Raw genomic sequence first — 14346 nt, 5'->3', positions numbered from 1 at the left:
AGATGAATTTTAGTTATTGGGAGCATAAAACGTGGTTATCTGCAATAGATTTTACTATTGTTGGTAGTGGTATTGTAGGGTTAAATTGTGCTTTGTATTTAAAAGAGCGTTTTCCTAAAGCTAAGATTTTAATTTTAGAAAAGGGAATGTTGCCACAAGGAGCTAGTACTAAAAATGCTGGTTTTGCTTGTTTTGGTAGTATTTCAGAGGTTTTATCGGACTTGGACTCGCATACAGAAGAAGAGGTTGTATCACTAGTTAAAAAAAGATTGGATGGTATAAATTTATTGCGATCTAATTTAGGTGACACTGCTATTGGGTATAAAAATTATGGCGGACATGAATTGTTTTTAACTGCTAATAAAGATTTATATGAGCATTGTTTAGATAAAATTAATGATGTAAACAGTTTGTTAAAGCCAGTTTTTAAAGCAGATGCGTTTGTGGCTACGCAGAATAAATTCAACTTTAAAAAAATAAAAGAAAATTATATAACTCATATTTTTGAAGGTCAAATTAATACTGGTGCAATGATGCAGTCTTTGTTGGCTAAAGCTCATCAAAAAGATATTTTAATTTTAAATAATACAAATGTAAAAGCCTTTACAACAACTGCAAATAGTGTAGCAGTGGAAACTAGTAATTTTACTTTACAGACTAAAAAGCTAATAGTTACAACCAATGGTTTTGCAGCAGAATTACTACAAGAAAAGGTTAAGCCAGCAAGAGCACAAGTTTTAATAACAGCGCCTATACCTAATTTGCATATTAAAGGGACTTTTCATTTAGACGAAGGGTATTATTATTTTAGAAATGTTGATGATAGAGTTTTATTTGGTGGAGGACGAAATTTAGACTTTAAAGCAGAAGAAACTACAGTATTTGGACAAACCAAAATAGTGCAACAAAAGCTTGAAGATATATTAAGAGAAACAATTTTACCCACCACACCTTTTAAAATAGATAAAAAATGGAGTGGTATAATGGGTGTTGGGAGCCAAAAAAAGCCAATAATAAAGGAAGTTGAACCTAACGTGTATTGTGGTGTGCGTTTAGGCGGAATGGGAATTGCTATTGGTAGTTTGGTGGGTAAAGAATTAGCAGATTTAGTAAAATGGTAAAGAAAGAAGAGCTTTTAGAGTTTTGCAGAAATTTTATAAATAATAGGGTTTCTAGAATACAAAGCAATATTACTGGTGTGCAAGATTCGCTTGCATCAGAAACTAAAAGCAGTGCTGGAGATAAGCATGAAACAGGAAGGGCAATGCTACAGCTAGAAAGAGAAAAACTTGGAGCACAACTACTAGAAGCAGAAAAAATGCAACAGTTATTGTCTAAAGTGAATATTGCAAAAAGTACTACTTTGGTTGGTTTAGGAAGTGTAGTATACACAGAAAAAAGCAATTACTTTATAGCTATATCAGCAGGGGAATTTGTGCAAAATAAAAATAAGTTTTATTGCATATCTGCAAATACGCCAATTGGTAAGTTGCTGTTGGGTAAGAGCGCAACAGACAGTTTTGTTTTTAATGGTACAACAATAAAAATAATTAAGGTGTTATAAAACAAAAATCCTTAACTAGCTTGTTAAGGCCAATTAAGGATTTTATTGCACAAAATGATAACACTTATTTTACTGTAATTGTATTGTTTGTAGCCGTTGGATTTAATGGGCAGAAATATACGTACTCGCCTTTTTCTAAAACTGTAGCATTAGATTTTTCTGTTTTACCATTAGCAACTGCTTTAGTAACATATGCAGTTTTAATATGGTTTTCTGGCTTATTAATATCTTTTCCTTTTTTTACAAGAACAAAACCTACATCATGACCAACGTTATTGTTTGCAATCTCAAAAACATAAGTACCAGGCGCCACAGTTAAATTTTTCTGTGTAAACTCGCCTTTAGTTTGTTCTAAAGAAATTACTTTACTCATTTTATCTTGAGCGTTACTTGTAAATACTACACCTACTAATAGGGCTACTAATGCTATTGCGTTTTTTAAATTTTTCATCTTTTATTGTTTAAAGTTTACTATTGATTAATTTTTTATAAAGCCTGTGCTACCGGAAAATCTACAGGAACTTTTGTTGTGCTATGTATATAGTTAGAAATGGTTTTATCGCCAACTAAAACAATTGTGTCTATTAAATTTTCTTTAGTATACCCAGCGTTTAAAAAGTTTTCTACTACATTTTTATCTGTAGCACCTCTTTTTTCGGTAATGTTTTTAGCTAACGCCGCTAATGCATCTAATTTAGAGTCAAAAGAAGCTTTACCAGCTCTTAATTCCAATATTTCTTCATCAGAAAAACCATTCATTTTTCCTATTGCTGTATGTGCAGATAAACAGTAAATACAATTATTAACTTCACTTACTGCTAAGTTTACAGCTTCTTTTTCTTTAGCGGTTAATGATGTTTTTGCTCCGCTTAAATTAAGGTAGTTTTCTAAGGCATTGTTAGAGTATGCGTAAGTTGCATATAAGTTGGGTACAAAGCCTACTTTTTTCTCTAATGAATCAAAAATTCCTTGATTTTTTTCGCTTACTTCTGCTCTTGTTGGTACGTTAAATGTGCTCATAATTCTTCTTTTTTAAGTGGCCACTTTACAATGGCTATTGTTATTATTTTTTAGTTATTGAAAATTTTGGATAAAAGGTTTTTCTGCATCACAATAGAAATCATGATGGTATTTTTTTTCACAATGGTCTGTAGCTAATACAGTCTGTTGTTTGCTTTTTTTCTCTGACCTAAATATTTCTATTAGGTTAAAAATAGAGGTATGTATGAAGTTCATAATTGCGTTGTTTTATAATTACAATGCAAAGATGCAACCTATTAAGAGCTATTTGTTAATAGCAATTTCCCGACGGCTTGTAGAAATTTCCCGACGGTTAATTTTTGTTTAATTCTCGGTATTTTGTAGGCGAGTAATTGGTCATTTTTTTAAAAAATGAACTAAAGTGTGCAGGATCATTAAAACCTAAATCATACGCAATTTCCTGGTTTTGCTTGTCTGTATAATTTATTAGTCGTTTTGCTTCAAGTGCAATTCTACTTAATATTATTTGCTGTGGTGAACTTTGGTTGTATAAAGCAAAAATGTTAGAAAGTGTTTTGGGGCTCTTAAATAACAGGTCTGCATAGTCACTAACTTTACGTTTGGTTTTAAAATGCTCGTCAACCAAAACGTTAAATCTACGTACAAGATCTATTTGCTCATTATTTAGCTTTTTTAAAGTAAGTTGTTCTTTGGCTAAACGTGTACATATAATTATAAGCCTTTTTAAGAGCATTTGAAGCATATCTCCTTGGATTTTGTCAGATGTACTAAACTCGTCTATAAAAATCTCATAGAGCGTACTAAATTTTCTTTTTTGGTCTTCCGGTATAGTTACAATTGGTAGTTCTTGTGTTCCAAAAAATAGAATTCCGTTACATGATACCTCACTGTCATGATCTCTTATGCAATAAAAAGGCCTGTTAAACATAAAAGCGGTTAAAGGTTTTTCTGTTTTTTGATAAGATACGTAGTGTAAGTATGTAGTTGTAATTAGTTGATTAGGTTGTAGTTCTATAATAGTATTATCTATTTCTAGAGTAACGGGCGTATTATTTTGGTTCCATAATATACTTATGGTGTCTTTATTGGTATTAAAATAGGTTAAATTTTTTTTAATATCATCTGTCATTCCAAAAACAGAATCTACTTTAGTGTCAGTAAATTTAAACTTCATAAATACGGTTGTTGTTGCTACATTTTAATAGTCTTAAAAACTAAGGTTTACTTACAGCAACTATATTGGTGTAAAACAAAAAGAATCCTGAGTAAACACTCAGGATTCTTTTTTATAAAACTTAAAAAGTTTTTATTTTTTTACGTTACAAGATTCTATTTCTGTAACACGTAGTGTATTAACCATACCTTTATTTGCTATTGGCATTGCGGCAAGACTAATAAGCATATCACCAACATCTAAAAATCCTTTTTGGCAGGCAATTGCATTTACGTCTTCTATAGTTTCATCTGTAGTTACATACTTATCATAATAAAAAGCTTTAACACCCCATAAAAGGTTTAATTGTGTTAATATTCTTTTGTTAGAAGTAAAAACTAAAATGTGAGCACTTGGTCTCCATGCAGAAATTTGAAAAGCAGTATAACCACTATTTGTTAAAGTAGATATTGCTTTAGCTTTAATTTCGTTAGCCATTATAGCTGCGTGGTAACATACAGATTTTGTAATGTATCTGTTAGTTTTAACATGAGGAGGGTTGTGAGGTACAGAAATTAAATCTGAGTTCTCTACGCTCATTAAAATGCTAGACATTTTTTCTATTACCTGTACAGGATAGTTACCAACAGAAGTTTCTCCAGAAAGCATAACAGCATCTGCACCATCCATAACAGAGTTTGCAACATCGTTAACCTCTGCACGTGTTGGTGTAAGGCTAGTAATCATTGTTTCCATCATTTGTGTAGCAATAATTACAGGAATACGTGCTTTTTTAGCAGTAAGTACCAATTGTTTCTGAATTAATGGTACCTCATGTGCAGGAACTTCTACCCCTAAATCTCCACGAGCAACCATTAAACCGTCACAATAAGCAACAATTTTATCTATATTTTCTACAGCTTCAGGTTTTTCAATCTTAGCTATAATAGGAATTTTATGGTCTGTGTGTTTTTTTATTAATGCTTGTAGGTCAATTAAGTCTTGACTAAAACGAACAAAAGAAAGTGCAATCCAATCTACATCTTGAGAAATTGCAAAAATTGCATCTTTAATATCTTTTTCTGTAAGTGCAGGTAAAGAAATGTTTGTGTTTGGTAAGTTTACTCCTTTTTTAGATTTTAATGGTCCACCTTGTATAACCTCTGCTTTTACTTCATCTTTTTTGTTTGTAGAGATTACTTTAAACATTAATTTACCATCATCTAAAAGAACCAATTCTCCTGGCTTAACATCTTTAGGGAAAGATGCATAGTTCATATATACCTTTTCTGCAGTACCTTCAAAAGGTTTTCCTGTTACAAAAGATATTTTATCTCCTGGAGCAACAACAACTTCACCAGCCATAACCCCAACTCTTAGTTTAGGTCCTTGTAAATCTGCTAAAATAGAAGTGTTAGAGCCTAGCTCATCACTTAACTCACGTATCATTTTAACACGCTCTGTAACATCTGAATAATCTGCGTGAGAAAAATTAATTCTGAAGACATTTACTCCAGCATTAATCATATCTCTTAAAATTTCTTTTTTACTTGTTGCAGGCCCTAGGGTTGCTACTATTTTTGTTTTTTTGTTAGTTGGCATTGTTAAAAAATTAAGTTGTTTTTAGATTTTAGGTTATCAACATCTATACTGTAAGCAGTAACAATTTTTGGTATGCTTACAATTTGTTTTAAAATTGAAGCTACAATTTCTTTGTCTTCTTGCTCTATTTTTAAAAAGTAATCTACATCCTTATATTCAGGAATAAGATAATGTGTTGTGTATGATAGTTCACTACCAAACAGACCTCCTTGTTCTTCTTGCTCTTCTATTTTACTATGGTTGCTAATTAAAGTCCAGTAATTGTGGTTGTCTACATCTTCCCATTCAAAAAAAGGAAAAGAAATGCGTTTGTTTACATCCAAATCTATTTTAGCTCTTCTAAAATTAGATTTTAAAAATAAATTAAGATTATAGCCAATTGCGTAATCTTCTAGACTGCTGTGTAGGGCAATTAATGAAAAAGAATCTTCAAAAAAATCTTCAGAAATTTTATGTATAGCTCCCATATTCTTTATGTCTGAAAGAGTAAATATAGGATTAAAACTTATACTAGCCTAGTATGTTTTAAGGTTTAAGCAAGGTATTTAAAACGAAAACGTTTTAGTTAACAATTATTTTACTTAGACTTCTTAATTTTGTCTTGTAAAGCAAAAAATGCACGTTTAGAAGCAGCTTCTTCTGCCTTCTTTTTTGATGTTGCTCTTGCTTTTGCAATTACATTATTGTCTATAGAAAGTTTAACGGCAAAGTGTTTTAAGGTGTCATTGCCTGTATCTTCATAAACATTGTAATTAAATTGCTTTTTTTGTTTTTGGCACCATTCTATAACCAAACTTTTATAGCTAATTACTCTGCCTTCTAATTGTTCTATATCTACGTATGGGCCAATTACTCTTTCGTTTATAAATTTTTCACAATATTGGTAGCCTCTATCTAGGTAAATAGCACCAACTAGTGCTTCAAAAACATTGCCGTGTATATTGTCTCCAAAGTGCGATTTAGAAATTCTACTCTCTACGTATTTTATTAGTTCTAAATCTTTCCCTAATTCATTTAAATGTTCTCTACTAACAATTTTAGAGCGCATTTTGGTTAAGTATCCTTCGTCTCCTAGCGGTACTTCGTTATATAGGTATTTAGAAATAATAGTGCCTAGCATAGAATCGCCTAAAAACTCCAAGCGTTCATAATTTAAAGGGTTACCGTCTTTATCTTTTTTGTTTGCAGATCTATGCAAAAAAGCTTTGCGGTATATGCTTATATTTTTAGGTTTAAAACCTAAAATGTGTGTTATTCCTAAAAAAAAATCCCCATCTTTTTCTGGATGGGAATTAAATATTTTGGAGATAAAACTCATTATCTTAGTTTAATTTTTTGAAAATTACACAAGCATTGTGCCCACCAAAACCAAACGTATTGCTTAATGCAACGTTTACGTCTCTTTTTTGAGCCTTATTAAGTGTAAGGTTTAACTTAGGATCTATGTTTTCATCTACAGTTTCATGGTTAATTGTAGGCGGTACAACACCGTGCTCCATTGCAAGTATAGATGCAATTGCTTCTATTGCTCCGGCAGCTCCTAACAAGTGACCCGTCATAGACTTAGTAGAGTTTATGTTAATATTATGTGCGTGTTCACCAAAAACTTTGCTAATAGCTTTTAACTCTGCTACATCTCCTAAAGGTGTAGATGTACCGTGTGTATTAATAGCGTCTACATCTTCTGGTTTTAAACCAGCGTCTCTTAAACAGTTTTCCATTACACGTACAACGCCAATACCTTCTGGGTGTGGTGCGGTCATATGGTAAGCATCACTAGATAAACCACCACCAGCTACTTCTGCATATATTTTTGCTCCTCTGGCAACAGCGTGCTCATATTCTTCTAACACTAAAGCGCCAGCTCCTTCACCTAAAACAAAACCATCTCTGGTAGCGTCAAAAGGTCTAGATGCTGTTTGCGGACTATCATTTCTGGTAGATAACGCGTGCATAGCGCCAAAACCACCCATACCTGCAATAGTAACAGCAGCCTCACTACCACCTGTAACAACAACGTCACAATGGCCAAGGCGTATAGTGTTTAACGCATCTATAATTGCATTTGCAGAAGATGCACATGCAGATACAGTAGTATAGTTAGGCCCCATAAAACCGTGTTTAATAGATATGTTACCTGGTGCTATATCAGCAATCATTTTTGGTATAAAGAAAGGGTTAAACCTTGGTGTACCATCTCCTTCAGCAAAGTTTAATACTTCGTTCTGGAAAGTTTCTAAGCCACCAATACCTGCTCCCCAAATTACGCCAACTCTAAATTTGTCTAGAGCGTCTAAATCTAATTTAGAATCTGCTATTGCTTCATCTGCAGAAACCATAGCGTATTGAGCAAACTTATCTAGTTTACGTGCTTCTTTTCTATCGAAAAAATCTGCAGGATTATAGTTTTTTAATTCGCAGGCAAATTTTGTTTTAAATTTTTCTGCATCATAATGGGTAATAGGGGCAGATCCGCTTTTTCCGTTTACTAACCCATCCCAGTATTCTTCTATGTTATTGCCTATAGGCGTTAAAGCTCCTAGACCTGTAACTACAACTCGCTTTAATTGCATGAACTCAAATTTTGTTAAATCTATTAATTAGATATGTGTAAATTAAAAAAAAAAATCCATGCAGCAAGACTACCACATGGATATTTTTTTAAATCTTGTTCAAGATATAATAAATTACTTTGCTTCTTCTATATAACTTATTGCTTGACCAACTGTTGCAATGTTTTCTGCTTGATCATCTGGAATCTGAATATCGAATTCTTTTTCGAACTCCATAATTAACTCAACAGTATCTAAAGAATCTGCTCCTAAGTCGTTAGTAAAGCTCGCTTCTGTAACAACTTCGTTCTCATCAACTCCTAATTTGTCAACGATTATAGCTTTTACTCTTGATGCAATGTCTGACATAATAATTTTGTTTTAATAATTTTAATTGAAGGCAAAAATAAAAAACTTTGGTTTAAATACACCATTTGTCGTTAAAATGTGTCAATTTTTAATTTAATTTAATATTGAAGTGTTAATTTTACACCTCATTTTTTATTCAATAATTACCTTATTTGGCGCTCTATGAAACGTATTGTTCTACTTGCTTCTGGTTCTGGTTCTAATGTAGAGAACATAGCAAATTATTTTAAAGACAACCCTTTGGTTACTATTACCTGTGTACTTACTAACAAAAGAGATGCCAAAGTCATAGATAGATGTAACAGGTTGAATATAAGTTCTTTATACTTCAATAGAGAGGCTTTTTCTAAGTCAGACTGCTTATTAGACATAATTAAGGGTATGCAACCAGATTTAATTATTTTGGCGGGTTTTTTACTAAAAATACCCCAAAAGTTTGTTGATGCTTTCCCTAATAAGATTGTAAATATACACCCTGCATTACTGCCAAATTATGGAGGAAAAGGAATGTACGGCATGCATGTGCACAATGCAGTAAAAAATAATAACGAGTCAAAAACTGGCATAACAATTCATTATGTAAATGAAAATTATGATGAAGGAGCTATAATTTATCAGGCAGAAACAGCAGTTAATAGTAACGATTCTGTAGATGACATTGCAAAAAAGGTACACATGTTAGAGTATGAGCACTTTCCAAAGGTAATAGATCAACTTTTATCAAAATAATGGGTAAAAAAGGAAAATTTTATACAGTTTGGAAAGGTAAAAAACCCGGAATTTACGATTCTTGGGCTGCTTGCAAGGCTGCCATTAATAAAGAAAAAGGCGCCCAGTATAAGTCTTTTCCAACTTTTGAAGCTGCAAAAAAAGCTTTTAATGGTAGTTATGATGATTATAGAGGTAAAAAAATTACTACAAGCTTGTCTAAAGCAGAGCTAGATAAAATAGGGCAACCAAATTACAACTCTATTGCTGTAGATGCAGCATCTAGTGGCAACCCAGGTATTATGGAATACCGTGGTGTAGACACCCAAACCGCCAAAGAGCTTTTTAAACAAGGGCCTTTTAAACAAGGTACTAATAATATAGGAGAGTTTTTAGCTTTGGTACATGGCTTGGCATATCTTAAAAAAAATAATAGTAACCGTATAATTTATACAGACTCTAGAACAGCTATGAGTTGGGTACGCAAAAAAAAGTGCAATAGTAAATTAAAGGAGTCTAAAAAAAATGAAGATGTTTTTGAGTTAATACGTAGAGCAGAAGATTGGTTAAAAACAAATACATACACTACAACAATTGTAAAATGGGAAACTAAAGCTTGGGGAGAAATTCCTGCAGACTTTGGGCGTAAATAGTACTTTTTCTTGTTTTTATAAATTGATGTTCTAATGAATCGGAATTGCTATTTCAAAAATGTATCTTTGCACCAAAATTAACTTATATGAGCAAATTGTTAATTGTGGGTACAGTAGCTTTTGATGCTATAGAAACCCCTTTTGGTAAAACAGATGTTATTCTTGGTGGTGCAGCAACGTACATAGCTTTAGCTGCGTCACAATTTAAAGTAAACTCTGCAATAGTATCTGTTGTTGGTGAAGATTTCCCTCAAGAACACCTAGACTTATTAAAGAGTAAAAATGTAGATTTATCTGCCTTAGAAATTGTAAAAGGAGGTAAAACATTTTATTGGAAAGGTAAATATCATAACGATTTAAACTCTAGAGATACTTTAGCTACAGAGTTAAACGTATTGGCAGATTTTAAACCAGTAGTTCCAGAAAGTTATAAAGAAGCAGATGTTGTTATGTTAGGAAACCTACACCCTAGCGTACAAATGAGTGTTATTGAACAAATGACAAAAAAACCAAAGCTTATTGTTTTAGATACAATGAACTTTTGGATGGATAATGCATTAGATGAATTGTTAAACGTAATTAAGCATATAGATGTTATTACAATTAATGATGAAGAGGCAAGACAATTAACAGGAGAATATTCTTTAGTTAAGGCAGCTGCCAAAATACAAACAATGGGACCAAAATTTGTTGTTATTAAAAAAGGAGAACACGGAGCATTATTGTTTAAAGATGATAATGTGTTTTTTGCACCAGCATTACCGTTAGAAGAGGTTTTTGACCCTACAGGTGCAGGAGACACTTTTGCAGGTGGCTTCTCTGGTTATTTAGCAGCTTCAGGTAACGTTTCTTTTGACAATTTAAAAAGCGCAATAATTCACGGTTCTAATTTGGCCTCTTTTTGTGTAGAACGCTTTGGAACAGAGCGTATGGAGAAATTAGAAAAAACAGAAGTAGACAAGAGGCTGCGTCAGTTTGCAGAATTAACCCAGTTTAACATAGAATTACAATAATAATTACAAGCCCATTTATGGGCTTTTTTTAATATCAATTTATAAGAAATGAGTGACGCCATTAAACACGAATGTGGAATTTCTATGATTAGGCTGTTAAAGCCCTTAGAGTATTACAAAGAAAAGTACGGTACAGCTTTTTACGGAGTAAATAAAATGTACTTAATGATGGAAAAGCAACACAACCGTGGACAAGACGGTGCAGGTTTTGCCAGCATTAAATTAGATATGAAGCAAGGAGAGCGTTATATGAGTAGAGTGCGTTCTGCTCAAAGTCAGCCAATACAAGATATTTTTGCTCAGATAAATGACCGTATAAACACTGCTTTACAAGAAAACCCAGAGTATGTAGACAATGTAGCTTTACAAAAAAAACACATTCCTTATATAGGAGAGGTGTTGCTAGGGCACGTACGCTACGGTACTTTTGGTAAAAATAGTATAGAGAGTGTGCACCCTTTTTTAAGACAAAATAATTGGATGCATAGAAACCTAATTGTGGCAGGTAATTTTAACATGACCAATGTTAATGAACTTTTTGACAATTTGGTGCAAATTGGTCAGCACCCAAAAGAAATGGCAGATACAGTAACTGTTATGGAAAAAATAGGTCATTTTTTAGATGACGCTGTAGCAAAACTTTACAAGCAAATAAAAAAGGAAGGGTTTACTAAATTAGAAGCTTCACCAATTATAGCAGAGCGTTTAAACGTTGCTAAAATTCTTAAAAAGGCAGCTAAAAACTGGGATGGTGGTTATGCTATGTCTGGTTTATTAGGTCATGGAGATAGTTTTGTGCTTAGAGATCCTGCAGGTATTAGACCCGTTTACTATTATAAAGATGATGAGGTTGTTGTTGTAGCATCGGAAAGACCAGCAATACAAACAGTATTTAACGTACCTTTTGATGAAATAAAAGAACTAGAACCTGGACACGCTCTTATAGTAAAGAAAAGTGGTAAAGCTAATATTAAACAAATTCTAGAGCCAGTAGAGCGTAAAGCATGTTCTTTTGAGCGTATTTATTTTTCTAGAGGTAGTGATAAAGAAATTTATAAAGAGCGTAAAGAGCTTGGTAAGTTACTTTTTCCGCAAATATTAGAGTCTATAGATGGTGATATTAAAAACACTGTTTTTTCATACATACCAAATACAGCAGAAACTTCTTTTTATGGTATGGTTAAAGAGGCGCAAAACCACTTAAACCGTAAAAAGGAACAGCAAATTTTATCTATAGGAAGAAAAATTACATCAGAGGAGTTACACGAAATACTAGAGGTTAGACCTCGTATAGAAAAAGTAGCCATTAAAGATGCTAAACTTAGAACATTTATTACACAAGACAGTAGTAGAGATGATCTAGTAGCGCATGTATATGATATATCTTACGGTTCTGTAAAAAAGGGAGACAACCTTGTTATTATAGATGATAGTATAGTACGTGGTACAACGCTAAAAAAGAGTATTTTAAAAATACTAGATAGGTTATTACCAAAGAAAATAGTAGTAGTTTCATCTGCTCCACAAATTAGATATCCAGATTGTTATGGTATTGATATGGCTAAACTAGAAGACTTTATTGCTTTTAGGGCTGCCTTAGCACTACATAAAGAAAATGACTCTATGGATATTGTAAAAGGTATTTATGAGAAATGTTTAACACAAGTAAACAGACCAGACAAAGAGGTTGTTAACTATGTGAAAGAGTTTTACAAGCCTTTTACGGCAAAGCAAATTTCTAAAAAAATAGGAGAATTACTTAGCTCATCAGAAATTAAAGCAGAGGTAGAAATTATATATCAAACTGTAGAAAGTTTACATGAGGCTTGTCCTAAAAATTTAGGAGATTGGTACTTTACCGGAGATTACCCTACTCCAGGAGGTAACAGAGTGGTTAACAGAGCATTTATTAACTTTTATGAAGGTAAAAGTGAACGAGCGTATTAAAATGCATCGATGAAATGCATTAAATAGTGTATTTTGTCGGTAATATATGCGTTTTAGCTTTTTTATGCAGCCAAAGGGTAGTTACATAGCTAATTTTGTGATTACCATAGCATAAGTAGGTTAAGTTCATGGTAAAATTTGGGGAAAAGGTGGAGGAAACTCCGCCTTTTTATTTTTTATACTATACCATTCATCGGATAATATGTAGTTGGACTGATGAAATGGGCGTTAATCCGATACTTTAGGAACAAAATATAAACTTAAGTTATCTTTGCTGTACCATAGCATAAGTAGGTTAAGTTCATGGTAAGATTTGGGGAAAAAGGTGGAGGAGACTCTACCTTTTTATTTTTTACTACTTTCCTGAAATTCAATTCCTTTTTAAAAAAATATATAAAAAACACTTAGTCTAGTAAACTCTTTAGTTTAACTAATATTGTTTATTGCACTATATAATTAGTATACATTTGTTATCACCATAGCATAAGTAGGTTAAGTTCATGGTAAGATTTGGGGAAAAAGGCGAAGGAAACTTCGCCTTTTTATTTTTACCCAAATTTGTAAAGTCTTCATTTTTATTTAGCTGTAACTATCATAGTACTAGTCTTTTTCATTTTTTAAACCCTTATTTGAGTTCTAACACCCTAGTTATCCGATAATTATATTTGTATTGTTAATTTTTTTAACTTATTTCATAAATAGTAAGAAAATATTTACTAATATTGTGTTAACTAATAATCAATACAATATTAATTATGAAAAACTTAAATTTTAAAAGAACCTACCTACTAGGGTTAACTTTTGTAGCAGTTTTACAGTCTTGTTCTAAAGATACAGACTCTTTGGGACAGCAAACCGAAGTTGCAGAAGCACAAGAGTTGGCAATTTCTGAAGCTTTTGAAAACGAATTACATGAATGTGGTTATGTAGACGGTAACTGGAGTAGTACAGCATATTTAAGCAGTTCTATAGGAACGTCTTCTGAGACTAATTTTATGCAAACACAAAACTCTAAAATTGCAGCAGTATGGGGAAGACCAGCTGTGCCACTTAGTTTTGTAAAAGACAACTCTAACCCTAACTCTACTTACAATGCTATATCTTATGGTAGTGGTAAAATTTATTACGGAGAAGCCATTTATAATGCTGCAAAGGCACAAGGGCAAATAGCAAATGTTATGATATTAGCACATGAGTTTGCTCATCAATTACAATTTACATACGGTTACCCATCTAAAAATGAATCTACTGCCAGAGCAGCAGAATTAGAGGCAGATGGTATGGCAGGTTACTATTTAAGAAGACCTAATGGCTACAACAAAACTAGTTTTTCTCAGATAGCTACTGCTTATGAATTTGCAGCTTCTATTGGAGATAATAACACAACCAGTCCTGGTCACCACGGGCGTAGTTACCAAAGACGCTCTGCAGTAAGATTAGGGTTTTTATTAGGTGCTTATGATTTAAATGCGGCTAGTTTTGACTACAACTTTTTTTACTACTATAACGGAGTTTTAAATGGATCTTACAAGCAAGAAAAATCTGAATATTTTAATGCAGAATTAGATAAGTATATACGTTCTTACGCAAAAGAATTGCAAAAAATTAGCAACGGAGAAATGTCTGATGAAGAGTATTTTAATCTAGATTAAAAATTTATGAACACCTACTTTAGTATAATTTTTTAATTAGCGCTAAAATTTTAACAAAACTATGGGATTTTTGAGTTGAATTTCTAGTTGGTTTTTGGAGAAAAGACGAAGGAAACTTCGTCTTTTTGTTT

General features: G+C 32.5%; 16 protein-coding genes. 7 read left to right on the top strand and 9 right to left on the bottom strand.

The window, feature by feature from the left end:
* Window positions 1-2: 2 nt before the first annotated feature.
* Both KLA_RS10760 and KLA_RS10755 read left to right on the top strand, forming a co-directional pair.
* Complete coding sequence (locus tag KLA_RS10760; RefSeq protein ID WP_034645782.1) at window positions 3-1121, top strand: NAD(P)/FAD-dependent oxidoreductase; 1119 nt, start codon at window positions 3-5, stop codon at window positions 1119-1121.
* Window positions 1115-1564: a 3-oxoacyl-ACP synthase gene (locus tag KLA_RS10755; protein ID WP_034645780.1), complete on the top strand. Its 450-nt coding sequence runs from the start codon at window positions 1115-1117 to the stop codon at window positions 1562-1564. The genes KLA_RS10760 and KLA_RS10755 overlap by 7 nt, the downstream gene beginning before the upstream one ends.
* Before the next feature lie 64 nt (window positions 1565-1628).
* Here the strand turns inward: KLA_RS10755 and KLA_RS10750 are convergent, their stop codons facing one another.
* From KLA_RS10750 to KLA_RS10715, 9 genes are all read right to left on the bottom strand, one after another.
* A complete protein-coding gene (locus KLA_RS10750) occupies window positions 1629-2015 on the bottom strand; it encodes a plastocyanin/azurin family copper-binding protein (protein ID WP_034645777.1) in 387 nt (128 codons plus the stop codon).
* Between the two features lie 35 nt (window positions 2016-2050).
* Window positions 2051-2584 (bottom strand): carboxymuconolactone decarboxylase family protein, encoded by a 534-nt coding sequence (locus KLA_RS10745; protein ID WP_034645775.1) that lies wholly within the window; start codon window positions 2582-2584, stop codon window positions 2051-2053.
* 54 nt (window positions 2585-2638) lie between these two features.
* Window positions 2639-2800, bottom strand: coding sequence for a hypothetical protein (locus KLA_RS18095; protein WP_156099830.1), 162 nt, complete (start codon window positions 2798-2800; stop codon window positions 2639-2641).
* A 97-nt stretch (window positions 2801-2897) separates the two neighbouring features.
* The gene (locus KLA_RS10740) at window positions 2898-3740 is read right to left on the bottom strand and encodes a helix-turn-helix domain-containing protein (RefSeq protein WP_034645774.1); all 843 of its coding nucleotides are present in this window, start codon (window positions 3738-3740) and stop codon (window positions 2898-2900) included.
* Window positions 3741-3872: 132 nt separating this feature from the next.
* On the bottom strand, window positions 3873-5321 hold the full coding sequence (pyk, locus tag KLA_RS10735) for a pyruvate kinase (protein ID WP_013620831.1): 1449 nt from the start codon (window positions 5319-5321) through the stop codon (window positions 3873-3875).
* A gap of 2 nt (window positions 5322-5323) precedes the next feature.
* Window positions 5324-5788, bottom strand: a complete 465-nt coding sequence (locus KLA_RS10730; protein ID WP_013620830.1) for an IPExxxVDY family protein — start codon at window positions 5786-5788, stop codon at window positions 5324-5326.
* Window positions 5789-5898: 110 nt separating this feature from the next.
* Window positions 5899-6639 (bottom strand): ribonuclease III, encoded by a 741-nt coding sequence (gene rnc, locus KLA_RS10725; protein WP_013620829.1) that lies wholly within the window; start codon window positions 6637-6639, stop codon window positions 5899-5901.
* 4 nt (window positions 6640-6643) lie between these two features.
* A complete protein-coding gene (fabF, locus tag KLA_RS10720) occupies window positions 6644-7894 on the bottom strand; it encodes a beta-ketoacyl-ACP synthase II (protein ID WP_013620828.1) in 1251 nt (416 codons plus the stop codon).
* A 114-nt stretch (window positions 7895-8008) separates the two neighbouring features.
* Window positions 8009-8242 carry an acyl carrier protein gene (locus tag KLA_RS10715; protein WP_008269813.1) on the bottom strand — a complete coding sequence of 78 codons (234 nt, stop codon included), beginning with the start codon at window positions 8240-8242 and terminating at the stop codon, window positions 8009-8011.
* Between the two features lie 162 nt (window positions 8243-8404).
* Here KLA_RS10715 and KLA_RS10710 point away from each other — a divergent pair, with 162 nt between their 5' ends.
* The 5 genes from KLA_RS10710 (at window position 8405) to KLA_RS10690 (ending at window position 14215) form a co-directional block, all read left to right on the top strand.
* Window positions 8405-8971 (top strand): phosphoribosylglycinamide formyltransferase, encoded by a 567-nt coding sequence (locus tag KLA_RS10710; protein ID WP_034645769.1) that lies wholly within the window; start codon window positions 8405-8407, stop codon window positions 8969-8971.
* Complete coding sequence (locus KLA_RS10705; RefSeq protein WP_034645766.1) at window positions 8971-9603, top strand: viroplasmin family protein; 633 nt, start codon at window positions 8971-8973, stop codon at window positions 9601-9603. The genes KLA_RS10710 and KLA_RS10705 overlap by 1 nt, the downstream gene beginning before the upstream one ends.
* Window positions 9604-9689: 86 nt before the next feature.
* Window positions 9690-10616: a PfkB family carbohydrate kinase gene (locus tag KLA_RS10700; protein WP_013620825.1), complete on the top strand. Its 927-nt coding sequence runs from the start codon at window positions 9690-9692 to the stop codon at window positions 10614-10616.
* Between the two features lie 48 nt (window positions 10617-10664).
* Window positions 10665-12563, top strand: a complete 1899-nt coding sequence (locus tag KLA_RS10695) for an amidophosphoribosyltransferase (RefSeq protein WP_013620824.1) — start codon at window positions 10665-10667, stop codon at window positions 12561-12563.
* A gap of 755 nt (window positions 12564-13318) precedes the next feature.
* Entirely contained in the window at window positions 13319-14215 is an 897-nt protein-coding gene (locus KLA_RS10690) for a metalloprotease (RefSeq protein ID WP_034645764.1), read from the top strand.
* Window positions 14216-14346: the final 131 nt, after the last annotated feature.

The organism is Cellulophaga geojensis KL-A (assembly GCF_000568425.1).
GTDB classification, from domain to species: Bacteria; Bacteroidota; Bacteroidia; order Flavobacteriales; family Flavobacteriaceae; genus Cellulophaga; species Cellulophaga lytica.
The sequence above is the reverse complement of the archived record's forward strand: the minus strand, read 5'-3'. Positions and strand labels throughout refer to the sequence as shown.